The organism is Rhizobium sp. Leaf262, assembly GCF_001422245.1.
Taxonomy (GTDB): domain Bacteria; phylum Pseudomonadota; class Alphaproteobacteria; order Rhizobiales; family Rhizobiaceae; genus Agrobacterium.
Window position 1 is genome coordinate 115928 of sequence record NZ_LMMM01000004.1, and the last position, 24243, is coordinate 140170.

22 protein-coding genes are annotated in these 24243 nt (G+C 58.6%); 8 read left to right on the forward strand and 14 right to left on the reverse strand.

All coding sequences use genetic code 11. The annotated features are described in order from the left end of the window. Positions 1-27 precede the first annotated feature (27 nt). From ASF29_RS06190 to bcp, 9 genes are all read right to left on the reverse strand, one after another. Positions 28-2553, reverse strand: a complete 2526-nt coding sequence (locus ASF29_RS06190) for a bifunctional diguanylate cyclase/phosphodiesterase (RefSeq protein WP_082453402.1) — start codon at positions 2551-2553, stop codon at positions 28-30. Between the two features lie 149 nt (positions 2554-2702). Beyond that, positions 2703-3275 (reverse strand): alpha/beta hydrolase, encoded by a 573-nt coding sequence (locus ASF29_RS06195; protein ID WP_062449616.1) that lies wholly within the window; start codon positions 3273-3275, stop codon positions 2703-2705. A 213-nt stretch (positions 3276-3488) separates the two neighbouring features. Then, the gene (gene purB, locus ASF29_RS06200; protein ID WP_062449618.1) at positions 3489-4796 is read right to left on the reverse strand and encodes an adenylosuccinate lyase; all 1308 of its coding nucleotides are present in this window, start codon (positions 4794-4796) and stop codon (positions 3489-3491) included. Between the two features lie 120 nt (positions 4797-4916). Further along, a complete protein-coding gene (rpe, locus tag ASF29_RS06205; protein ID WP_062449621.1) occupies positions 4917-5594 on the reverse strand; it encodes a ribulose-phosphate 3-epimerase in 678 nt (225 codons plus the stop codon). A gap of 84 nt (positions 5595-5678) precedes the next feature. Further along, positions 5679-6752 carry a branched-chain amino acid ABC transporter substrate-binding protein gene (locus tag ASF29_RS06210; protein ID WP_062449622.1) on the reverse strand — a complete coding sequence of 358 codons (1074 nt, stop codon included), beginning with the start codon at positions 6750-6752 and terminating at the stop codon, positions 5679-5681. A gap of 136 nt (positions 6753-6888) precedes the next feature. After that, on the reverse strand, positions 6889-7305 hold the full coding sequence (locus ASF29_RS06215) for an NUDIX domain-containing protein (protein WP_062449625.1): 417 nt from the start codon (positions 7303-7305) through the stop codon (positions 6889-6891). Between the two features lies 1 nt (position 7306). After that, entirely contained in the window at positions 7307-8800 is a 1494-nt protein-coding gene (locus ASF29_RS06220; protein WP_062449627.1) for a DEAD/DEAH box helicase, read from the reverse strand. 200 nt (positions 8801-9000) lie between these two features. Continuing rightward, positions 9001-10272 (reverse strand): M23 family metallopeptidase, encoded by a 1272-nt coding sequence (locus ASF29_RS06225; protein ID WP_062449629.1) that lies wholly within the window; start codon positions 10270-10272, stop codon positions 9001-9003. Between the two features lie 99 nt (positions 10273-10371). Continuing rightward, a complete protein-coding gene (gene bcp / locus ASF29_RS06230) occupies positions 10372-10839 on the reverse strand; it encodes a thioredoxin-dependent thiol peroxidase (RefSeq protein WP_062449630.1) in 468 nt (155 codons plus the stop codon). Positions 10840-11017: 178 nt separating this feature from the next. Between bcp and ASF29_RS06235 the strand changes: the two genes are divergently transcribed. From ASF29_RS06235 to ASF29_RS06245, 3 genes are all read left to right on the forward strand, one after another. Further along, positions 11018-14413 (forward strand): DUF3971 domain-containing protein, encoded by a 3396-nt coding sequence (locus ASF29_RS06235; protein ID WP_062449632.1) that lies wholly within the window; start codon positions 11018-11020, stop codon positions 14411-14413. A 79-nt stretch (positions 14414-14492) separates the two neighbouring features. Next, positions 14493-15476, forward strand: coding sequence for a hypothetical protein (locus ASF29_RS24660; protein WP_200925518.1), 984 nt, complete (start codon positions 14493-14495; stop codon positions 15474-15476). Positions 15477-15879: 403 nt separating this feature from the next. Beyond that, the gene (locus ASF29_RS06245) at positions 15880-16461 is read left to right on the forward strand and encodes a transglutaminase-like cysteine peptidase (protein ID WP_062449634.1); all 582 of its coding nucleotides are present in this window, start codon (positions 15880-15882) and stop codon (positions 16459-16461) included. Between the two features lie 43 nt (positions 16462-16504). On the opposite strand, the gene ASF29_RS06250 is transcribed toward ASF29_RS06245, so the two are convergent. From ASF29_RS06250 to cobS, 3 genes are read right to left on the reverse strand one after another with little or no spacing between them, the layout of a single operon-like run. After that, positions 16505-17212, reverse strand: coding sequence for a TIGR02281 family clan AA aspartic protease (locus ASF29_RS06250; protein ID WP_062449636.1), 708 nt, complete (start codon positions 17210-17212; stop codon positions 16505-16507). Next, complete coding sequence (locus ASF29_RS06255) at positions 17209-17403, reverse strand: DUF1289 domain-containing protein (protein WP_244473498.1); 195 nt, start codon at positions 17401-17403, stop codon at positions 17209-17211. Before ASF29_RS06255 ends, ASF29_RS06250 begins: the two co-directional genes overlap by 4 nt. Positions 17404-17418: 15 nt before the next feature. Next, positions 17419-18183, reverse strand: coding sequence for an adenosylcobinamide-GDP ribazoletransferase (gene cobS / locus ASF29_RS06260; protein ID WP_244473499.1), 765 nt, complete (start codon positions 18181-18183; stop codon positions 17419-17421). Between the two features lie 154 nt (positions 18184-18337). Here cobS and cobT point away from each other — a divergent pair, with 154 nt between their 5' ends. Beyond that, entirely contained in the window at positions 18338-19360 is a 1023-nt protein-coding gene (gene cobT, locus ASF29_RS06265; protein WP_062449939.1) for a nicotinate-nucleotide--dimethylbenzimidazole phosphoribosyltransferase, read from the forward strand. Between the two features lie 7 nt (positions 19361-19367). Continuing rightward, on the forward strand, positions 19368-19787 hold the full coding sequence (locus ASF29_RS06270; protein ID WP_062449646.1) for a diacylglycerol kinase: 420 nt from the start codon (positions 19368-19370) through the stop codon (positions 19785-19787). 31 nt (positions 19788-19818) lie between these two features. Here the strand turns inward: ASF29_RS06270 and ASF29_RS06275 are convergent, their stop codons facing one another. Next, positions 19819-21354, reverse strand: coding sequence for an ATP-binding protein (locus ASF29_RS06275; RefSeq protein WP_062449648.1), 1536 nt, complete (start codon positions 21352-21354; stop codon positions 19819-19821). A gap of 107 nt (positions 21355-21461) precedes the next feature. On the opposite strand from ASF29_RS06275, the gene ASF29_RS06280 reads away from it, so the two are divergent. From ASF29_RS06280 to ASF29_RS06290, 3 genes are all read left to right on the forward strand, one after another. Then, positions 21462-22040, forward strand: a complete 579-nt coding sequence (locus tag ASF29_RS06280; RefSeq protein WP_062449650.1) for a thermonuclease family protein — start codon at positions 21462-21464, stop codon at positions 22038-22040. Between the two features lie 8 nt (positions 22041-22048). Continuing rightward, on the forward strand, positions 22049-22690 hold the full coding sequence (locus tag ASF29_RS06285; RefSeq protein WP_062449940.1) for a uracil-DNA glycosylase family protein: 642 nt from the start codon (positions 22049-22051) through the stop codon (positions 22688-22690). Positions 22691-22756: 66 nt separating this feature from the next. Beyond that, a complete protein-coding gene (locus tag ASF29_RS06290; RefSeq protein WP_062449651.1) occupies positions 22757-23245 on the forward strand; it encodes an Lrp/AsnC family transcriptional regulator in 489 nt (162 codons plus the stop codon). A gap of 106 nt (positions 23246-23351) precedes the next feature. Here ASF29_RS06290 and ASF29_RS06295 read toward each other — a convergent pair whose 3' ends face one another. Next, on the reverse strand, positions 23352-24176 hold the full coding sequence (locus ASF29_RS06295) for a class I SAM-dependent methyltransferase (protein ID WP_062449941.1): 825 nt from the start codon (positions 24174-24176) through the stop codon (positions 23352-23354). Between the last annotated feature and the right edge of the window lie 67 nt (positions 24177-24243).

The following is a 24243-nucleotide window of genomic DNA, read 5'->3' on the forward strand; positions in this document are numbered from 1 at the left end:
CGGTCGGACGATGTGCGGAAAACTTTCTCATTTCGAAAGCAGTGCGACCCCCGCGGCGCTCCTTGCCGGTCTTAGGCTCTGGAAAGGTGCCGTTCTCCACGCTTGTGCCGCAACGAAGGGCGCGACCTGATCGGCAGCGAGCGGTCGACAGAGGGCGTAACCCTGCAGCGAGTCGCAACCCATGTCCTGCAGCACATGAATATGTTCCGCTGTCTCGACTCCTTCCGCGACGACCTTGATGCCGAGCGAATGGCCGATATCGATGATGGAACTCAGCAATTTGCGCTGCTCGTTTGATTTGGGAATGAGGCGAACCAGTTCTCGATCGATTTTCAGCGTGTGTGGGCTCACCTTCAGAAGGCTGATGATGGAGGCGTGGCCCGTGCCGAAATCGTCTATTTCAATGTCGATCCCGAGAGCGCGCAGCCTCCGCATGTTGTCGACGGCGATGTCGTTGCTGTCATCGAGGAAAATCGATTCCAGAAGCTCGAACGACAGGGTGCCTGGTTCTATGTCCAGCCCGTCCAGCGTCTCGGTTAGTGCCGGATCGTGCAGACGCCGCGCTGACACGTTGACGGAGAGCTTGGGAATGGCGATGCCCTGTGCTTTCCACGCTTTGAAATCCGCCATTGCTTTCTTCAGGATCATGCCATCGATCGTGGAAACGGCATCGAGATCTTCTGCAATGGCCAGAAACTTGTCGGGTGTCAGTATGCCCTCGGCGCTATGGTTCCAGCGCGCCAACGTTTCCACGCCGGAGATGTCGAGCGTCCGCGCATCGAACTGGAACTGGTAGTAGGGAATGAACTCGTCACGCTCCAGCGCAGTCAGGATTTCGTCCGACACGCGCTTGGTGTTGATGAGCCAGTCCTGTGTATCGGCGGAGAAGAACTCATAGCGGTTACGACCGCGCTTCTTGGCGTTGTAGAGCGCGATGTCGGCATTGAGCAGTACCTGCTTGTCGTCGACGGCTGCACCGATGCCGCAGGCAATGCCGATGCTCGCCCCGAACCGGCATTCATGGCCCTCGTGCAGGACCGGCTGGCGCAACTCCTTGATCAGGCGGTCAGCAAGAGCGGCAATCTTTCGGGTATTGCCGTTGAATGGCGAGACGAATACGAATTCGTCACCGCCGATCCGCGCGACGAAATCCTTCTTCTTGCGGGCCTTGCACAGAAGTGTGGCGACATGTTTCAGCATGACGTCGCCGGTGCGGTGGCCGAGCGTATCGTTGATCTGTTTGAAGCGGTCCAGGTCGATATGGAGAATGGCGATGCCCTGGCTGTTCTTGTCGCTGGAAAGCTTACGCCGTTCCAGGACCTCGTCCAGATAGCGGCGGTTGGGCAGATCGGTGAGATAGTCGTGCAGCGCATTGTGCTCGATGCTGATGCGGGCTTCTTCGAGCTCGATGTTGCGTGCTTCCGCTAGGGTCTTGGCGCGCTCCAACTCGTTTCGCAGCGTCACATCCGCTGTGACATCCCAGTTGACGCCGATCATCTTGCGCTTGCCGTCGATATCGATGAAGGGCAGCGAGCGGGCGCGGACGTAGCGCACGGACCCATCGGGCATGACTGCGCGGTAGTCTTCGGAAAAAAGCTGAAGCTGTTCGATCTTCTTCGAAACATTGCCGGATACCCGCTCCAGATCATCCGGGTGAATGCGGCTTTCCCACAAGCCGCCGATCTTGATCGGCGTATTCTTGTCGATGTTGAAAATCTCGTACATCCGGTCGTCCCAGATGGTCATGCCCGCCTCGAAGTCTACTTCGAACACGCCGACCTGCGAAGCTTCCAGTGCCAGTTTCAGGTGCCGCGAGATGCGTTCCATCTCGTGTTCGGTCGCCTTGCGCTCTGATACGTCGGTATCAGTACCCACGATCCGCACCGGCTTGCCGGAAAGGTCGCGCTCGACGCATGCGCCACGACATTCGATCCAGATGTAGTGGCCCTGTCTGTGGCGCTCCCGATACTGGAAGGTCATATAGGCGGGATCACCGGAGTTCTGCCGCTCGATACAATGCAGCGTGTGTTCGCGATCATCCGGGTGCAGCAGCGCTACCCATTTATCGAAATCGCCCTCGATCTCTTCATCGGGGGTGATACCCCGGATGGCGCGCCAGGTGTCGGATCCATACATTTCGCCGGTTACGAGATTTTGGTCCCAGACGCCGGAGAGAGAGCTGACGAGGGCGTTGTTCCACCGGCTTTCCCGCTGCTCGATGTCTTGCGCGCGTGCGCGCCGCTCGCTGATATCGGTAAATTGAGCAATACGGATACTGGCCTTGACGCCGCCGAGAGACAGGATCGCGTAACGCTCGATCGTCTCGTCGCCGTTCAACCGAACTTCAAGGGATGACGCGTCTTCTCCAAGCGCCACGCGGACCGCCGGATGGTCGGCGGCGTGTATGAAGTCTAGAAGATGCGTCGGCGGCGTTTGCGACGCGCAGAGCGTGTAACGGGTAGGGCGCTCAAGGATATCACCGCTCGGCCCGATGTGAAACGCGGGTAGAGGCAGGGCGTCGATAACGGCTGTTAGCGAAAGATCTTGATTCACGCGATCCTGCCAATATGTCTAACCGATTAAAATCGCGCACACGCGCTCGATTTACACACTATTGTCGCAGAATTAATCCGTCGTTAATAGAGACGTGCAGGAAATCCCCCTCCCTATTTATCGCTAATTCTAAAAAAGAACCCTCTAAATCAGCTTTCGAAAGCGGCAGGTGGTTTGAGCTTGCTCAGAAACTGCGCAAATACCATCGTGCCTTCCGGCCACGGACCATGTCCCGACTCGGTGTTGATATGACCCGACATGCCGGCATCAATCAGCAGCGAACCCCAGGCATTGGCGATATCGCCCGCATGTTCATAGCTGCCAAAGGGGTCGTTCTGGCTGGCGATGGTGATGGCGGGAAAGGGCAATGGATCGCGCGGGTAGGGACCGAACGTCATGAGATGCTTGGGCCGGATATCCGGGTTGGCGACATCCGGCGGGGCCACGAACATCGCACCGGCGATCTTGTCCTTGATCTGAGGCAAAGCATGGATGACCGTGGGCACGCCGAGCGAATGCGCGACCAGCACGACGGGTTTCGTGCAAGCATTCACCTCTTCGACCAGCTTTGCCACCCAGTCGTCCTTGACCGGTTTCGACCACTCGGTCTGCTCGACACGGCGGGCCGTCGACAGCTTCTCCTGCCAGCGGCTTTGCCAGTGTTCAGGGCCGGAATTGGTGTAACCGGGAACGATGAGGATATCTGCTTCAGATGCTTTCATGCCGCATATCTCGGTGTAGCGGCCGCCCTATTCAAGACATGGCCGCAGATTGGTGATGAGGATGACAAAGCATTGGTGCCTTTTGCTTCCGTCATCCCGGCCTTGAGCCGGGATCCAGTGCGGTCAAGTCCTTGACAGCAAAAGACCCTTTTGCACCGCAGACGCGGCGCTGCTGGATTCCGGCTCAAGGCCGGAATGACGGAGGCAACAGGGTCAAGCCTTACCGAACACACGATTGAAAATCGTGTCGACATGCTTGGTGTGATAGCCGAGATCGAACTTTTCGCGGATCGTTTCTTCCGGCAGGGCTGCGCGGACTTCTTCGTCGGCGAGCAGTTCCTCCAGGAAGTCAGCGCCGTGTTCCCAAACCTTCATGGCATTGCGCTGCACCAGACGGTAGCTGTCTTCGCGAGAAACGCCAGCCTGCGTCAGCGCCAGCAGAACGCGCTGGGAGTGCACGAGACCGCGGAACTTGTTCATATTCTTGAGCATGTTGTCCGGGTAGATCACCAGCTTTTCGATGACGCCAGCCAGACGGTTCAGTGCGAAATCGAGCGTAATCGTCGTATCGGGGCCGATGGCGCGCTCGACGGAGGAATGGCTGATATCGCGTTCGTGCCAGAGAGCAACATTTTCCATAGCCGGAACGACAGACATGCGCACAAGACGCGCAAGGCCGGTGAGGTTTTCGGTCAGCACGGGGTTGCGCTTGTGCGGCATGGCGGACGAGCCCTTCTGGCCCGGAGAGAAGAACTCTTCGGCTTCCAGAACTTCCGTGCGCTGCATGTGACGGATTTCGATGGCGACGTTTTCGATGGAGGATGCGATGACGCCGAGTGTGGCGAAGAACATCGCGTGACGGTCACGCGGGATGACCTGCGTGGAGACGGGCTCTGGCGCGAGACCCAGCGCTTTGCAGACGTGTTCTTCGACGGATGGGTCGATATTGGCGAAGGTGCCGACGGCGCCGGAAATGGCACCGGTTGCGATTTCTGCGCGGGCGGCGACGAGGCGGGCGCGGTTACGATCCATCTCGGCATAGAAGCGAGCGAAGGTCAGGCCCATCGTCGTCGGCTCGGCGTGAATGCCGTGGCTGCGACCGATGCGGACAGTGTCCTTGTGTTCGAAAGCGCGGGTCTTGAGGGCTGCAAGCACCCGGTCCATATCCGCAATCAAAAGATCGGCGGCGCGCACAAGCTGGATGTTCAGCGTTGTGTCCAGCACGTCCGATGATGTCATGCCCTGGTGGATGAAGCGGCTGTCTGGGCCGACGAATTCCGCCAGATGGGTCAGGAAGGCGATGACGTCATGCTTGGTGACGGCTTCGATCTCATCGATGCGGGCGACGTCGAATTCCGCGGCGCCGCCCTTTTCCCAGATGGTCTTGGCTGCATCCTTGGGGATGACGCCGATTTCGGCGAGAGCATCACAGGCATGTGCCTCGATTTCGAACCAGATGCGGAACTTGGTTTCCGGCGACCAGATTGCGACCATTTCCGGCCGGGAATAACGAGGGATCATGGCAATGACTTTCTCTCAGGAAGGAATATTTCTGCCCCTTTAGCAAAGTGTTCCGGCAATCTCAACGCATTCGAGGTCGAGACGATGTCGCGAGGGGGCAGGGCTTGAATTGGCAGTGGCCTAGCTGCGGCCCTGTTCTGCCGAAGCGCGCACGGCATTGACCATGGTGCGGTAGTCTTCGATGCCGTCACCCTTGAAGATGGCAGAACCGGCAACGAGCACGTTGGCACCGGCGGCAATCGCGCTGCCAGCCGTCGCAATGGTGATACCACCATCGACTTCGAGCTCTATCGGCCTGTCACCGATCAGCGACTTGGCGGCGCGGATCTTGTCCAGCATGGCGGGGATGAATTTCTGGCCGCCAAAACCTGGATTGACGCTCATGATGAGAATGAGGTCGACATCGTCAAGCACGTTTTCCAGAACCGACAGCGGGGTGGCCGGGTTGAGCGTAACGCCGACCTTCTTGCCCAGCGAGCGGATGGTTTGCAGCGAGCGGTGAAGGTGAGGGCCTGCTTCGGCGTGAACCGTGATGCCATCGCAACCGGCCTTGGCGAAGGCTTCAAGATAGGGATCGGCAGGCGCGATCATCAGATGGCAGTCGAAGAAAGCCTCGCTGTGTGGGCGCAGTGCCTTGATGACATCTGGACCGAACGAGATGTTGGGCACGAAATGGCCGTCCATGACATCAAGGTGAATCCAGTCCGCGCCCGCTGCCGTCACATCCGAGACTTCCTGTCCGAGTTTGGCGAAATTGGCGGCGAGGATGGAAGGGGCGATCCGTACGGGTAGGGTCATGGCTCAAGGCTCCTGAAACAACGGCTTTGCGCGCCTTTACCACTGATGCGCCGCATCAACAATCGCCGGGCTGCAGCAATCTGGTCAGCGTTCGGCGCGGTCCACAGGTACGAAGGCCGTGCCATCCCATTTTTGCAGCCGATAGGGGTTGGTTTGCAGCTCGTGACGATCGTTGAAGACGATCTGGCCGATTGCCGTGTCGAATGCGGTGCCGATCATCAATGTGGGTGCTGGTTTGTCTTGGGCGTCCACGAGTTCGATGAGCTTTGCGCTGATCTGCGTGGCGGCAAAGGCAGGCAGGCTGTAGCCCTCCGGCTCGATGTTGGCTGCACGCAATTCCTTTACCGCTTCGGCTGCGAAGGGAAGTGTTGCGTAGTCTGGTGTGGTGATGGCAAGGACGCCGGGCTGCAACGGTACGGGGGCGTTGGCGGCGCGCATCGTATCGCCCGACAGAATAGTGATCGCCACCTTCTCGGCGACTGCGTCGCGCGCGATGATCGAGACGTCATTGCGCTCTGCCGCAATGAAAACATGGGTTATTCCGGTTCGGCTCAAACGCCTGACGAGAGCCACCTGCTGTTCCTGCGCTGGACGCATCGTATCCGTGAAGGTTGGCTTCAGACCGGACTCCTCCAGCTTGGATCGAATGCGGTCCACCAGTTCGCGACTGTATATCGTGCCGTCATCGATGAGACCGAAGGAATGCCCTTTCCAGTCGCGCAGCATGATGTCCGTCGCCGCCTGCGACTCGCCACCCTCGGAAGGGCCGAGGCGAAACAGCGGCCAACCACGTTTCAGCGTATCTTCCATAAGACCTGGTGCGCGGCTGGACAATGTGATGGCCGGAATGGCCGAATTCTTGAGAGTTGGCAGAGCGTCCTGAAGCGTTTCCGTGCACAGAAACCCAACCACGACGCTGACCTTGGCTGCCACCAGCCCATCAGCAATCGCGCCACCGCTGCCTTCTTCGCAGCTTTCGTGGATTTCCATGACATCGAGGCCAGCCTTGGCAGCAGCAATCTTGACGCCCTGACGGATTTGCGTGCCCAGCATTTCGTAAGCACCGTTTTGCGGCGCGACGACGCCGATGGTTGCGGCGCTTGCCGTGCCGGCGAAACCAGCACAGGCAACAATGGTGAGCAGGCGAAATAAATACATCGGGCGGCTGTTGTCCTCTTCCTGTCCTGCGATGTTTATCGACACGGAACGGTTTACAAAAGAGGCAATGTTTTCGAAAACGCGTCTGCCCGACGAATTTTAGCGTATTTTCAGCAATCTAGCTGATTTGGTGCAGTCAGAAACGCTGCTTGCGTAAATGCCTGAAGGCGTCCTGCGCAAAAAGCGACAGGGGCTGCGGGGCGTCATCGATGTCGAACCAGCCTAGATCCGACAATTTGTCGGGCTCTGTCAGGCTTGGCTCACCCTTCACGTCTCCGGCAGTATAAATCAGCGACAGCCAGTGATGGCCATCCAATGGCAGGATTTGTTCGCTGATGCACAGAAACTCGACATCGCCGATGGACAGGCCGGTTTCTTCTTCGGCCTCACGTTTCGCGGCTATGGCGGCAGACTCCATGTGGTCCACCTTGCCACCCACAATGCTCCAGTGTCCGGCCTCGGGTGGTTTCACCCGCTTGTAGAGCAGGACCTTTCGGTCCCGCATAATCACGAGACCTGCGCCAACGCCCGGAAAGTCGGTGCGGGGGGCCATGTCAGGCCTTCGCGTTCGCCACGATCAGCATGAAGGCGGGGATGTCGTCGCCGAAACCGACTGGTGTCGGGCCATCGTCATAGTCGCGATAATGGCGGCGGCGATTGTCGTCATTTGCGGGCGACGTATTGTGGTTCCGCTCGAAATTGCGAGGTGCCTTTTCGTGCTTGCGCTCTGCCTTCACCTTTTCGCCTCCGTTTGCAGCAACATCGATGATAGTGGCTGGCTGAGTGATTTTTTCTTCGACTTCGATCTGCGGTGCAGCATCGCGACGATTTCTGTCGCGACCACGGCCGCGTTGTTCCTTTTCCTTGCCACGACGTGGACGCTCCGAAGAGAAGCTTTCCATTGCCGCAGGCAATTCCGACAGGTCACCGCTCAGCCATTCGATCTTTTCGCCAATCAGCTTTTCGATGGCGTCCAGATACTTCGTGTCGCGGCGGTTGACGAGTGTAAACGCAGCGCCGGAGCGGCCTGCGCGGCCTGTACGACCGATGCGGTGAACATAGTCTTCCGCATGGATCGGAACGTCGAAATTGAAGACGTGGCTGACATCGGGAATATCGAGACCGCGAGCGGCAACGTCCGATGCAACGAGCAGGGTGATCTGGTTATCCTTGAAACCCGCCAGCATCTTGGTGCGCGAGTTCTGGTCCATGTCGCCATGCAGCGCGCCAACTGAGAAACCATGACGCTCAAGAGAGCGGAACAGGTCAGCGACATCCTTCTTGCGATTGCAGAAGATGATCGCGTTTTTCAGGTCGGTCTGGGCATTGATGAGATCACGCAAGACCGCGCGCTTCTCATAATCTTTGTCATGCGTGGCGACGATGCGCTGCGTGACGGTCTTTGCCGTGGACGATGGCTTTGCCACTTCGATGCGAACCGGGTTCTGCAGGAAGCGGTCGGCCAGCTTCTGAATTTCCGGCGGCATGGTGGCCGAGAAGAACAGCGTCTGACGCGTAAAGGGGATCATCTTCGCGATACGTTCGATATCCGGGATGAAACCCATGTCGAGCATGCGGTCGGCTTCGTCGATGACGAGGATTTCGACGCCGGTCATCAAAAGCTTGCCGCGTTCGCAATGGTCGAGCAGACGACCGGGGGTGCAGATGAGAACATCCGCGCCGCGTTCAAGCTTGCGGTCCTGTTCATCGAAGGACACGCCGCCGATGAGCAGGGCAACGTTGAGCTTGTGGTTCTTGCCGTATTTCTCGAAGTTCTCGGCCACCTGTGCGGCGAGTTCGCGGGTCGGCTCCAGAATGAGGGTTCGCGGCATTCTTGCGCGCGCACGGCCTTTTTCCAGAAGTGTCAGCATCGGCAGCACGAAGGATGCCGTCTTGCCGGTGCCCGTCTGCGCGATGCCGCAAATGTCGCGTCGCTCCAGCGCTGGTGGAATCGCACCTTCTTGAATAGGCGTCGGCGTGGAATAGCCGGCACTTTCAATAGCGGAAAGAACTTTTTGGCTCAGGCCAAGATCAGAGAATGTTGTCAAAGGAAAAACTGTTTCCGTGTTGGTTCGAAAAGAACACTTAGCTGTCACAGCGGCGACGCCGCAGACCGTAGCGGCGAGATAGGCCGAAATTGCTGTAAAGTCAAGGAAACAGGGATTTATCCCAAAATGGCACGGCTTTATGCCTGCGTAAGCGCTTTATTGGCCATAAGACCAGCAGTCAGGGGTAACGAAAGCTCTTATTACTGCAAGTATGTCTTCAGTTCGGTTCCGGCCACGAGAAAGCGCATCGGATCGACAGGATTGTCATTCAGGCGTACTTCATAATGGACGTGCGGACCTGTAGAGCGTCCGGTGCTGCCAGCCTTGCCGATGACATCGCCCAAGGCCACCTTGTCGCCTTCCTTGACCAGAATTTGCGACATATGACCGTAGCGGGTGGTGATGCCTTTGCCGTGGTCGATCTCGACCATATTGCCGTAACCACCTGAAAAACCGGCACTTGTGACCGTTCCAGCACCTGTCGTGTGGATATCCGATCCGGTTTCCGCCACGAAATCAACTCCGGCATGCAAGGCCAGACGTCCGAGAAACGGGTCCATACGGTTTCCGAATCGGCTGGAGATGTCACGCCCGGGTGCCGGGTTGCCGAAGGGCAGGGTAACAGCCGCGCCGCGAACGCTCTCCAGACGGTTGAGCGCATTGTCGAGATTGCTAAGCGACGTTTCGAAGCTTTCCGTGCCATCCGTCATCGGCTCGAGGAACGGACCGCCAATGGCGTCTTCCTGCTTGTCGTCGATCTTGATGCCGGTTCTGCGAATGATTCCCGCCATCGCATCGGCCTTGTTTGCAGCGCCAATGGTCAGGGAAGCGATTCGGCTCAACTGTTCGTTTTCGACCTTGCTCAGAGAGGCCACCATTCGCGCAAGGCTACGTTCCGAAACTTTGTCGCTGGTTGCGCCATATCCCAGGCTGCCCTTGAGCGCGGTAGCAGGTGAGCTGGGTGTCATCAGGTGCTCGATGGCGCTGGAAGCGCCCGAAAGGCTTGCCCTCTTGTCGGCGGAATAAGCGTTGACGGGGCGGCTTTCGACCGGGGTTTCGGACAGGCCTGATTTTTCGGCGCGATCCAGCAGTTCCGTCATGCGGCCATGGCGGGAGGTGAGGGCGCTCTGGCGCTCCAAAAGCGTTTCGACTTTGCGCTCAACCACCTGCTGGTCCAGCAACTGCTTGGATGTGACGCGATCTACCTGCGCACGAAGCGCTGCTATCCTGTCTTCGTATTCGCGCTGGATGCGAGACTGGCGGGCGATGGTTGCGCCCACGAGATCATCCCGCAGGATGAGATAGGCGGTCGAGCCAATGTAGCCGACGCTCAAGAGACCTGCGAGGCAGAAGGCGGTTGCAGCCAGCCAAGGGCGGATTGTGATGTGGCGAACCTTGTCGCCACTGGCCAGAATGAGGACGTGCTGCTGGCGCTTTTTGCCAAAGGCCAGGTTTCTACCCGCTTCCGTCAAAATCCACCTCCAGCCAAAACCGCGTTCGGCTGGATAGTAATTTGTTAAGGTTAACGAAGTTTTGACTTTCTGGGGTCGGCTCTACCACAGAGCAATATTTCAGAGTGCCTTGATTGCATCCAGCACGGCCTGTGCGTGGCCGGGAACCTTTACCTTGTTCCAGATTTTGGCGATTTTTCCGTCCGGCGCCACGAGATAGGTGGTGCGTTCCACACCCATGTATTTCTTGCCATACATGCTCTTTTCTTTCCAAACGCCATAGGTTTCCAGCACGTTCCGCTCTTCGTCAGATGCCAGCATGACGGTCAGGGCGTGCTTGGCGGCAAACTTGTCGTGGCTCTTTACCGAATCGGGTGAGATACCGATGACCACGGCGTTGGCCGCTTGGAAATCTGCGCCCATGGCACTGAAGTCGATGGCCTGCGCCGTGCAGCCGGATGTGTCGTCCTTCGGGTAGAAATAGAGCACGACTGCCTTGCCCTGCAGGCTTGCGAGGTTGATGTCGCCGGAGCCGTTTCGGGGCAGGGTAAAATCCGGTGCGGTACCGCCGATTTTCAGTTCTGACATGGGTGACCTTTCTTTCGCCGAATTTTTGAGTAAATGGGCCACTATTCGATATATACCGAATAAGAGCTTCGTCCAGTCTTGTGGCGAGTCAGACGGTGTGGTTGGTTGAACCGTCACTCCGAACAGGTCCTGATGGTATTTTCAGGGCCGTGGCAATTCCGGGAGCAAGCACAGGCGGATGGCGGAAATTCGTGGCGAAAAGGTCAGCTTCAGCAAGCGCGATATCACGCCGCTGCATGCGATGCCCTCTGCCCAGATAGAAGACCCCATCATCGTCCATTGTCCGCGTCCTCGGTCGATGATGCGATCATTGTTCAAGGTCTTTGCGGCACTGGTCGTTCTCGCCTTCATTTCCATCGGCGGCATCATTCTTTCGGTCGAAACGGGCTCCATCGACAGTACCTTGTCGACCCAGGCCAAGCAGGCGCTGGAGCGTTCTTTGGGCTCCCGCTACGAGGCGCGGATCGGCTCGACATCGGTGCGTTTTGCCTCCGGTTTTCATCTTGCGCTGGTGGCGCAGGATGTGGACATCATCGAGAAGGGAAGCGGCCAGCATGTCAGCCGCGCCCGTGCCATCGGCATGGCGCTGAACCCGCTGGCGCTGCTGGGTGGGCGGGTTTCGGTTCAAAGTCTTGAAGCGACCGGCATGGAGCTGGACACCGCACTTCTGCCGAAGGGGCAGGGAATCGACTTCTCCAGTCTGCGGGTCGGCGACGTTCCGGCCTATCTCAATCTGGCCTTTGCAGAACTGGATCGTTTTGCGCTGGCTTTCGAAGCCAGCGGCACGGAGGAAATCGATCTTTCCGACATTGCCGTGCGGTTGCCGCCGCGCGGGAATGGTGAGCCGCGCATCATTTCGTTGCAGGAACTGTCGCTGGTGCCTGACGGTGAGGGCGGTTACTCGCTTGATGGCAACGTCGCCTTCAACGGCGAAGTCGCGACACTGTCGCTGGCCGCCCGAGGCTCGCAAGGCCTCATCGGCAATTTCAGCGCACGGCTCGATGGTTTCGATATTGGGCCGCTTCTTGAGGAGCATGACCCGGAAGGGCTCATGCACCAGGGGCTGAACGTCAAGGCCGGTATCAACATCATCGGTAATCGCGATCATGGCGAGGCGGAACCGTCACTCTCGGTCTCTGTCGGGATCGGTGACGGCAAGCTTTATATCGGCGGCGACGCGCAGCCGGTTTCGAGTGGCGTGATCAATGCCCACTACGATTTCGACAAACGGGTCATCGCGCTCGAAAATTCCCAACTGACGCTTGGCCAGACCGTTCTCCCACTGCGGGGCGAAATCAAGGACAGCGCCATCGGTTACGATCTGGCGATGCGTATGGAGCAGGCCACTGCGCTGGCCGAAGCGGGTGGTGAGCCACCCGTCACCTTCGACCTGACTGCGGATGGTACCTTCGACAAGTCCACCCGCAGGCTCGATGTTCCGGCCCTGTACGTCAAGAGTTCGCTTGGCGATATGGCAGGATCGCTCAAGGTTCATTTCGCGGATAAAGGCTCGCCTGAAATCAGTTTCGGCGGACAGATCGCCAAGATGGAGGCGACCGCCGTCAAGCAGCTGTGGCCATTCTGGATGGCGAGAAAGGCGCGGCCATGGGTTGTTTCCAACCTCTTTGGCGGCACTGTCAGAAACGGCTCCATTTCCGTCTTCATCCCGCAGGGCAGGATGTGCGGTCCCGGTTGCCCGCTGGAGCTTGGCGACAGCGAGTTGCAGATCAGGTTCGATGTCGACAATACGCGGCTCAACATAGCGGGCGACATACCGCCCTTGCGAGATGCGTCGGCGCATTTCGAACTTGTGGGCGAAAAGATCGATGTCGATATCATCAAGGCGACGTCGTTCTTCCCGTCCAACCGAACATTGTCGCTCGAAAACAGCACGTTTGCGATCCATTCGGTCTATGACAAGCCGTTGATGGCGGATCTCGACCTCAACGTTACCGGTTCCGCCGATGCCGTGGCGGAGCTTGCGACATTCCAGCCGATCAATGCGCTGAAGGACACGGAGTTCAAGCCAGGCGATTTTGCAGGTCAGGTCAAGGCCAATGCCAAGCTGCGTATCGGCCTGTTGAACAGTCAAAGTCCGCCACCGCCGGTGTGGAGCGCACGGCTCGATCTTGACGATGTTTCGCTGACACGACCCTTTTCCGGTCGCAACGTCTCGGCGGTCAATGGACCGCTGACCATCGACAATGATGCCTTACGCCTGAAAGGCAAGGCGCGCATCGACGACGTCGCCATGGATATCGATCTCGTTCAGCCGACACGCAAGACAAGCACGGTTGCGCGCCAGATGCTCCTCAAGGCGACCATCGAGCCCGGGCAGGTCGCAAGGCTTGCGCCCGAACTCAGCAAGCTTCTCGGCGGCACGACGCTGTTGGAAATCAATGCGTCCGATCCCAACCGTCAGGCGGTAAAGCTCGACCTGTCCAACGCCTCGATCGTGCTGCCCGGCATCGGTTGGACAAAGGGTACGGGCATTCCGGCTGGCGCGTCATTCGTCATGCAAACGGTGGACGGTCGCACCAGCGTCGATAATTTTTCGCTCAAGGGAGACGGTTTCGGAGCGCAAGGCGACCTGACATTCGACAAATCGGGACTGACGGCGGCAAACTTCTCACGCTTCCAGCTGTCGCCGCAGGATGATCTTGCCGTGAGCATTTCATCGTCGCGCAAGAATTACACGGTGAACGCCAGCGGCAAATCCGCCGACCTGCGTCCGCTGATCGCAAGGCTGCGCAGTTCATCCGCAAAGAACGGAGGCGCAGCTTCGGGCGACGGTGATTTCGGCGCCTTCACCGTCAAGGTGCAACTCGACAAGGTCTACGGCTTCAATGACGAGGTGATGAGTAACGTCAACGCAGAAGTCAATCTGCGTGATGGAAAACTGCGCAGGATCGATCTGAAGGCCGTCACCAGTCGGGGACAGGCACTGGTCGCCCAGACAACGAACCGTGGCGAAGGCGGCACCATCAATCTGACCAGCAGCGATGCAGGATCATTTGCCCGTTTCACCAATCTCTATTCGCGCGTGCGCGGCGGTCTGCTGAATCTTGCCCTGACGACGGCCAATGGCAACGATTGGAGCGGTTCGCTCGATCTGCGTAACTTCGCCGTTCTCAACGAAGCCAAACTTCAGGATATCGTCGCGACGCCGACAGGGCAGGATGGCCGCAGCCTCAACACCGCCGTTCGCCGCAACATCGACGTGAGTTCGGAAAAATTCCAGCGTGGCTTTGCCCGCGTGGTCTATGTGAACGGTACGCTGGCGCTTGAAAACGGCGTGATCCGGGGTGAGCAGATCGGAGCGACCTTCCAGGGCATCGTCAAGGACCAGAATGGCAATATGGACATGACGGGCACGTTCATGCCGGCTTATGGGCTTAACCGCCTGTTCGGCGAACTGCCCTTCATCGGCATCTTCCTTGGCAATGGAAGAGACCGAGGACTGCTCGGCATAACCTTCAAGCTGACCGGCCAGACGGATACGCCGCGCCTGACGATCAACCCCCTGTCGCTGATTGCGCCGGGCGTCTTCCGACAAATCTTCGAATTCCAGTAAAAAGCGGGCCGCTGGTTGCGGCCCGCTCGATTTCAAGTTCTGGCACTGACAATACGTCCACCGCCGAAGCGCTTACGCAATGTCAGGTGGCGTTGCCGTTACCGGCACCATTGCCGTTCCCTTCACCGTTACCATTGCCGGTTCCGTTGCCGCTGCTACCATGGCCGCCATCGCCGTGGCCACCGCCATGACCACCACCGTGGCCACCGCCATGTCCACCGCCGTGACCGCCGTCACCGTTGCCGCCGCCGTGACCACCACCGTGTCCACCGCCTTGACCTCCATGATTGCCGCCATCGCCGTGACCGCCCCCATGGCCACCACCGTGACCGTCGCCTTGGTTACCATTGCCACCTCCATTGCCGTTGCCGCCACCGTTGCCGTTGCCGCCGCCCCAGCCGCCATGTTCGCCACCACCGCCGTGACCACCCCAGCCACCGCCGTGGTTGCCACCGCCGCCATGGTTACCGCCACCGCCGTGGTTGCCACCGCCGCCATGGTTACCGCCGCCGCCGTGGTTGCCACCGCCGCCATGGTTACCGCCGCCGCCATGGTTACCGCCGCCGCCATGGTTACCGCCGCCGCCGTGGTTACCGCCGCCGCCATGGTTACCGCCGCCGCCATGGTTGCCACCGCCGCCATGGTGCCCGCCACCGCCGTGGTTACCGCCACCGCCATGATGGCCACCGCCTCCGTGATGGCCGCCACCGCCAGGATTACCGCCGCCAGGATTACCGCCGCCGGGATTACCGCCGCCGGGGTTGCCACCACCTGGATTGTTGCTGCCGGAATTTCCGCGATTGCCATCGCTGTCGCCTTGGCTGCTCAGTGCCGAGGGAATGGTAGCTGTTGGTCTGCAGAGCGCTGCTTCGAGAGTTCCGGGTGTGACCCGGTCGCATCGTTGTGGGCGCGTTTGTGCCGATACCAGTGTCGTACTGGACAGCAAGATTGCAATACACGAGAACACAGTTGTTATCTTACTGCTCATGGGATTCCTCCATTTATTGGCAGTTCATCACCGCATTCTGGAGGCTATCTTAGGAAAAAATTATCCACAATATGATGGTATACTGTGATTATTTCGTACTAACACCTTGACTATAGCTATAATTGATTATGATATTTGCATTTTTACTCGAAGTGATTACGCATACCGCGGAAATATATTCTAATTTTCGTGTGTTTTTGGGTGTTGATGTGTAGCGCTGAAACTCAAAGGAACGTTTGTTTCAGACGTGGAATTTCCCGATTCGGCACGCATCAAAAGGGGCTACGTTAATTTTTTTTTGAAATTTTAGGCTAATCATGCCATGAGGTGGGCTTAGGCGCGTTTTAAAGGTGTTTTTGTTCGAGTACGACGTGGCGTCGGGTCACCTTCAGTGTGAATGCCTTAGTTTTACTGCGTGAGTCGAGCGGTGTTTCGCCGCTCCATGATCACCAGGCTATCTCGAAGGGACTGGCATCTTATGAAGATTTCTGTATTGGGCTTCGCTCTTTTGAGCGCGGTGGCGTGTGGTACGTCTGCTTTTGCCGGGCAGTTGCAGGCCACCCGTGCCATTGCCGCCCCGGAAGGGTTTTCCTCCGCGTGTCAGCGCTACAGCTGGCTGTGCACCACCAAGGCAGGCGTAAAGATGAGCGACAGCGATGCTCTCGTGTTGCTGACCAAAGTCAATCGCCAGGTCAATGCCGCCATCAGGCCCGCCGAAGACACGGTGGTCTATGGGCGCAGCAACTACTGGGCCTTGCCGAAGGACGGTCGCGGCGACTGCGAGGACTATGCGGTGGCAAAGACCAAGGCGCTTCTTGACGCGGGTTTTCCGGCCAACAAGATGGCCGTATCCGTGGTGCTGGATCGCAGCGGCAACAACCACGCAGTCCTGATGGTTCGCCTTGCCGACGCAGACTATGTTCTTGACAACATGACCAGCACGATCAAGTCGTGGGATCGCACCGGCTACACATTCCTTGCTCGGCAGAAGTTCGAGAACAAGGCTGCATGGGAGGTCATTCTTTCCGGTCCACGCGCCAAGCAGTTCAGCCAGATTTGACGGTGAACTTCTTTTAGAGCGTTTGCACTCGACAGGAAACGTTCTAGCGGTCCCGCAGCCTTAACTCATCCGTCTGCATTTGCAGCGAACCGAGCGTAGACAGGAAGGTCATGCCCAGCAGGCTTTGGTCAAGCTGACCGTTCTGAGCGACCAGCGCCGAAACGTTACGGCGAACGATGGGACCGATGGCGATTTCCGACAGGCGTACCGGCGCGGCTGATGTGCGTCCATTGGCCGTCATGACCGTGACGGTGTAGGCGAGATCATCGACATTGATACCGGCGGCTTGCGCGTCGCTATGTGACAGAACCACGGAGCTTGCACCGGTGTCGACCAGCATGTGTATCGTGGATCCATCGACCTGCGCGTTGGTTTCGAAATGGCCGCTCATGGTTTTGTTGAGAATGACTTCCTGTTCCCCGGTCATCGTGGTCGCCACCACGGCGCGTCCCGGTATCAGCCCGGCCAGCAGCCTGTCTCCGAAACGTTGAAAATCGTACCGGTAAACATAGACCGCGACGAGACCGAGAATGATGACGAGCCATATGGCGAGCTGGCGTAACGCTGTTGGCAGTCCACCGCGATTTCCAGCCAGAATACCGACCGATAGCAGCCCAGCGATGGGTAGCAGATAGATCACCTCTCCGAATTGCTCGTTGTTGATGCCGAAGGTCTGGCCGCTGTCATGGTTGATGATCAGCAATGCAAGGCCGATGCCCAGCACGAGGAAAACGAAGGTCAGCCTGTTCATATGGTCGCCGTCTCCTGAGGGGTCTGGTTGCGCGTCGCGGCGCGGTGGGCAAGATCCGCCATGATGATGCCGCGCTCGCCCGCTGTGTAGCGCGTCCAGCTCATGATTTCCTCGATGCTGCGATGACAGCCTGTGCACAGGCCATCCAGCGGGTCGAGCGTGCAGATATTGATGCAAGGTGATTCCATCATTTCCATATCTGCATTTCACGCAATGAGCGCAAGTGCGGCGAGCATCACGATCTCTGTGATCTGCTGGGTTGCGCCGATCGTGTCGCCGCTATGCCCTTCGATCCTGCGAAGGCAGAGGCGGTTGAAGAGATGCGTGACGCCGAAGAGAGCGGCAAATGCGGTCACCAGAATCAGGGGCGAGAAGAACGGCAGACAAAGCAAGATGGCGATGGCCAGGCCGTAGACGATGGCACCCTGGCGGTCGCGCTCTCCCGGCTGGCCAGCCATAGCCGCGACACCGCCGTCTCTGGCGGCTGGCAGGGCCTGCCAATGCCACACCATCAGGCCACGGCTGAAGCAGGCGGTGGCAACGAGGCAGGCCGCAATGCCGAAGGGAGAAAGGTCACGCGCCAGAGACGCAATTGCCGTGGTTCGGATGAGAAAGGAAAGAACGAGCGCGATTGCGCCATAGGTGCCGATGCGGCTGTCCTTCATGATATCAAGTGCGCGTTCCCTCGTGCTGCCACCGCCCAATCCGTCTGCGGTGTCGGCAAGTCCGTCTTCGTGCAACGCGCCGGTCATCATGGTCGCGGCGGCAAGAACGATGGCGGCCAACAGTAGCGGGTCTGCCTCCACCCACACGAAAACAGCCGCCAGACATGCCGGGGGCAGGGCGATCAGCACCCCCGCCACGGGAAAGGCACGTACCATCTGGCCAAGCGGACGCTGGTCATCTTCGAAGAAAATATCGTTGACGGGAATGCGGCTGAGAAAACTCAGCGAGCGCATCATATCCGTCATAAAATTTCCCACAGCCAAAGGCCTCTCCTTGTGTTCAGCACGCGCCTGTCGCATTTGAGGTTGTCCCTCTGCGCATCCCCGATTATGAGAGGCGCAGAAAAGACCGATTTGCCGGAAAACACAAGCGCCCGGCGTGACCAGAGAGACCGATACCATGAGCATGAGCGGATTGCCTTTCGATGATTTTCGCACCCTGCTGCGCGACCTTCCGGGGCCTGATACCTACGCGCTGGTGGCTGCCAAAGAGCGCAATGCGCAACTGACGAAACCGGCCGGTTCCCTCGGTCGTCTGGAAGAAATCGCCATGTGGCTGGCGGCATGGTCGGGTCGTGCGCCTGCTGTCAACCGCCCGCTGGTCGCGATTTTTGCCGGTAACCACGGTGTGACACGCAATGGCGTGACGCCTTACCCATCTTCCGTCACCCAGCAGATGGTGGAAAACTTCGCTGCCGGCGGCGCCGCCATCAACCAGATTTGCGTCACGCATGATCTGGGACTGAAGATATTCGATCTGGCGCTGGACTACCCCACCGGCGACATCACCTGCGAGGATGCGCTTTCCGAGCGTGATTGCGCCGCCACCATGGCCTTCGGCATGGAAGCGATTGCGGGCGGAACCGACCTTCTTTGCGTGGGAGAGATGGGTATCGGCAACACCACCGTTGCGGCGGCCATCAACCTCGCTCTTTATGGCGGCACGGCGGAAGAGTGGACCGGCCCCGGCACGGGTTCGGAAGGTGATGTGATGGCGCGTAAGATCGCTGCCGTCAAAGCCGCCGTCGAGTTTCACAAGGAACATCTGTCCGATCCGCTGGAAATCATGCGACGTCTGGGTGGCCGCGAAATTGCAGCAATGGCTGGTGCCATTCTGGCTGCACGCGTGGAGAAGATTCCCGTGCTGATCGACGGCTACGTGGCAACTGCCGCCGCCGCGCTTCTCAAGGCGGCCAATCCCGCAGCGCTCGATCATTGCCTCATCGGCCACGTCTCGGGCGAGCCCGGACATCTGGCCGCCGTCGAAAAGCTGGGAAAGACGCCGCTTCTGGCACTGGGCATGCGCCTGGGCGAGGGCACTGGTGCGGCACTCGCAGCAGGCATCGTCAAAGCCGCCGCTGCCTGCCATTCCGGCATGGCGACCTTCGCTGCAGCGGGTGTCGATACTCGCACAGACCACTGAGAGCATCATGGACAACACCAACGGCATGCCGCCAACAGAACCGGTCTTTCGCAAGGAGACCGGATTCAAGCACCTTTTTGCAGCCGCCCGCTACTCGGCGCAAGGCCTATCACGGCTGTGGAAAGAGGCGGCGTTTCGCCACGAGGTTCTTGCGCTTGGCGCGGGGCTGGCCCTCATGGGCGTCGTCGGCGCGCCGTTGGCCCACTATCTCATTTTTATCGTGCTGATGCTGTTGCTGTTTTCCGTGGAAGCGCTGAACACAGCTATCGAAGAAATCGTGGACAGGGTGTCTCCGGAGTTTTCCTCCGCCGCCCGCAACGCCAAGGACCTCGGCTCTTTTGCCGTGTTCTGCCTGCTCATGGCCAATGGCGGCTTCGTGCTGTACTCGCTGGTCAGCACGCTCTTCTTGCCGGTGGTTCTGATTTAATCCACAAGGTTTCCAGCCAAAAAGGAAACGTTCAGGCGAAGGACCGCTTGCGCGGTTGTACCACCGGCACGTCCTCGACGGCCGGGATGCTTTGCAGAACGCGCTTGGCAGGCAGGATGGCGATGACCTCGGTCCCCTCACGCAGGCGCGACTTCAGCATGAACTGGCCGTCATGCTTGGCCAGAATGGCCTGTACGATGGGCAGGCCGAGGCCGGTGCCCTGTTCGGCGCTTTTGATGGCAATCGACCCCTGACCGAAGGCAGAAAGCACCACCGGAATTTCCTCTTCGGGAATGCCGGGGCCATTGTCCTTGATCGAGACATATTGTCCGCCGCCCGCCGTCCAGCCTGCCTTGATGGTGATCTCGCCCCCTTGGGAGGTGAATTTGACGGCATTGGACAGGAGGTTGAGGATGACCTGACGGATGGATTTCTCGTCCGCCCAGACATGCGGCAGGCTACCTTCGAACTGTTGCGAAATGCGGATGTTCTTTGCCCGCGCCCGGAGCTGGATCATGCCGACGCAGTCATCGGCAATCTCCAGAAGTGCTATGGCCTCTTCATGCAGATCGTAACGACCGGCTTCGATGCGGGAGAGGTCTAGAATTTCGTTGATGAGATCAAGCAGGTGCTGGCCGGACCGGTGAATATCGCCGGAATACTCTTTATAGAGCGGATTGTTGAGTGGCCCCAGCACTTCCGATGCCATGACCTCCGAAAAGCCCAGAATCGCGTTGAGTGGCGTGCGCAGCTCGTGGGACATGGAGGCAAGGAAGCGGGACTTGGCCATATTGGCTTCTTCGGCACGGCGTCGCGCCTCGTCCGACATGGATTTCGCGACTTCCAGTTCCGCTATCAGGTCGTCCTTTTCGGATTGGAAAGACAGAAGCTTGATGCTGGACTGGTAGAGCCGTTTCGTGACGTGGTGGCAAAACAGCATCGACAGGCCAAACATCAGGGCAAGGCCAATTTCCATCGGACTTCGCGACAGTGCCGCCGTTACGGTCAGCGCGACCAGTACCGGCAGGAACGTCATCAGCATGGCGCGCCGCAGCAGCACGTTTGAGGTCGCCGTTATCGACAGGGCGATCAGCAGAGTGCCGCCTTTGTAGAACATGATGAGCGACGGGTCGCCCGGTTCTATTTTCTGGAAAGCGAACAGCACCCAGACCAGCCCCATGACGATCTGGGCTGCCAGAAACAGGCTGCTCCACGTCGACAGGTTGGCGGCGGTCAGTTCCAGTCGGGATGCGCGGCGCGCGAGAAGCAGGGTGATGGCATGGGCGGTCAGCGCCAGGATGGCCCAGCCCAGGATCTGCGGATCACGGCTGATATAGATGCCGACGCCGGTTGCCAGGATAATGAACAGAGGCATGATGGTCGCGCTCTGCAAGGTCTCGGCAATGTGCATCTGCAGCATGTCGCGTTCGAAAGCATGCCCGCTGACGGGACCGTATTGCAAGCGCTCACGCGTCGCCCTGACCGTGTCGAACACGGCCTTGTTACGGCGAGTCCGGGACCGATCGACGATGTTCTTGTCGGCAGTGGTGCTGGCGCTCTTACTCATTGACACAACGCAAGTGATCTAAAGACTTGCAGCCTAGTGGCAAAATCTTAAGAAGATGCTGCCGTTAAAGGATTTGTTTGCCATTTCTGAAAAGGGTTTGTTCTTACATGAGACGAAAGTCAGGCGGACCCCTCCGGCTGCTGAAGGACGGTATCATTGCCGTTTTGATTCTGGTGCTGGGAACGTTGATCGCCGCACGGCTGGATGGCATGAATGAGGAGCGCTTTTCGGGCCTCTTCGCAGCGATTGACGGAGACACGATTGCCCGCGATGGCGAGCGTTTCCGCCTCATCGGCATAGATGCGCCGGAGCTGGGGCAAAGCTGCATGCGCGATGCCGAACAATGGCCTTGCGGCAGGGAGGCGAAAGCGTATGTCCAGACATTGCTTCGAGGTGGTGCAGTGGAATGTTCCGGCAGTGAGCGGGATCGCTATCGGCGGCTGCTTGTTCGCTGCCGGATCGGCGAGCGCGATCTGGCTGGACAGATCGTAAAGGCCGGTTACGCCGTGACGACCGAATATTTTCTCTTTTCGAACGAACAGGCGCACGCGCAGGATCGCAAGGCTGGCATATGGTCCGGCACGTTTGAACGTCCCGGAGACTGGCGGCGCGAGAACAAGGCCGCCGATATGGATGTGCCGCTTGCCGGTCTTCTCGGACTGGTCCGGCATATTCTGGGATGGTAGACAAGGCCATGATCGTAAAAGGCACGGATGATGGGATCGCGGCGCTGCGGCTGCACATTGCGCAATGTCGGCTCTGTCGAGATGCGCCGCTGAAAGGTGAGGACGACCGTTTACCTCACGAGCCGCGTCCGGTCGCTGTCATCTCAACAACGGCGCGGGTGCTAATTGCCGGGCAGGCGCCCGGATTGCGAGTGCACGAAAGCGGCTTGCCCTTTGACGATGCGTCTGGCAACCGTCTTCGGAACTGGCTGAATGTCGATCGTGAGAGATTTTACGACAGCGACCGGTTCGCGATCGTGCCGATGGGTTTCTGTTTTCCCGGTTATGATGCCAGCGGCAGCGATCTGCCTCCGCGCCGGGAATGTGCACCCCGCTGGCGACAGACCGTGCTGCAAGCCATGCCGCAGATCGAGCTGGTTCTGGCTATCGGCCAATATGCGCAGGCATGGCACCTTGGGGCGCGCCGTCAGAAGACGATGACGCAGACCGTGCAGAACTGGCGAAGCTACCTTTATGCCAATGAGGGGCTTCCGGTGCTGCCCCTGCCGCATCCGAGCTGGCGCAATACGTCGTGGCTCAAGAAAAACCCTTGGTTCGAAATCGAATTGTTGCCGATACTTCGCAACTCTGTGGAAAGGCTTTGCGCCTGAAACAAATTTCTTTTTTTCTGAATTTTTTAGTGTAAACAGAGGAAAATAATTCCGTAGGAGAGTAGATTGGACCGACTCGACCGAAAAATACTACGCATTTTGCAGGAAGATTCCACTCTGGCCGTCGCTGATCTTGCCAAGAAGGTCGGCCTTTCGACCACGCCATGCTGGCGTCGCATTCAGAAAATGGAAGAGGATGGCGTCATTCGCCGCCGTGTCGCCATTCTCGATGCCGGCAAGGTCAACACCAAGGTCACGGTCTTCGTCTCCATTCGGACGGCCTCGCACTCGATCGAGTGGTTGAAGCGCTTTTCCGAAGTGGTTTCCGAATTTCCGGAAGTGGTGGAATTCTACCGCATGAGCGGCGACGTCGATTATCTTTTGCGGGTCGTTGTGCCTGATATCGCTGCCTATGACGCCTTCTACAAGCGTATGATCGCCAAGATCGAAATTCGCGACGTATCGTCTGTCTTTGCGATGGAGCAGATCAAATACACGACCGAACTGCCGCTGGATTATATGCTGCTGGACAATCCCAAGTCCGGCGAAGAGTGATGCGAAGAGGCGTGCCTGACGGTACGCCTTTCCGTTTTTCCCTCTGCCACGCGGACAGGTGCCACATGCTTGGGGGCAAGCCCGAGCTTGGCGATAGACCGCGCTATCACCCCTTGAACTTTGCAATCACCAGATGGCCCGGCGTCGGGTGCCCGTCCTGCATACGCACATTGATATCGGTGACTTCAACGATGTCGAAACCTGTCGCGGCAAGGCGTTCGCGGACATAGGTTTCTGAATGTGCAAATCGCTGGTGCGGGCCGACCATGTAGGGGCGACCGGCAAGGATTTCTTCGGACAGGGTTTCCGACGAAAAGATGAAGATGCCGCCTTCGACCATGTTTTCAGCCGCGCCGAAGAAGATCGGTTCCAGCGCGCCGAGATAGGGCAGAACATCGGTCGCGGTGATCAGATCGAAGGGCTCGTCATCGTTGTCTTCCAGAAAATCTTCGACTTCGGCGACGTAGAGTGTTTCGTAGAGGTCCTTCTCATGGGCGAGTTCGACCATGTTTTCTGAAATATCCATGCCGGTAATGTCGTCCACCATGTCGCGCAGCGCTTCACCGGTGAGGCCCGTGCCGCAGCCCAGATCCAGCATCCGCTTGAAGGGGCCGAGTTCCAGCGTTTGCAGGCGCTGGCGCACGATCATCGGCACCGCATATCCCAGTTGCTCGACAAGAATATCCTCGAAAGCTTCGGCCTGCTGGTCGAACAGCGTTTCGACATAGGCGTCCGGAGCCTTGGGTGGCGTCTCGCCGCGGCCCATGGAAGCGATGCGCACGGCAGCCCCGCCATGATCTTCCGGGTCGATCTCGAGAACCTCTTCATAGGCCTTGACGGCTGCGTCGATATCGCCCGCCTTTTCCAGCGCGAGTGCGCGGTTATAGGCTTCGGCTAGGGCTTCTTCATCGATCTTCTGGTTCTTTGTCATCACACGCATCCGGGCTTTCGTCAGGTTTGGACGCCTGCTTAGAGGGTTTCCCGGTCAAATGGAAGCG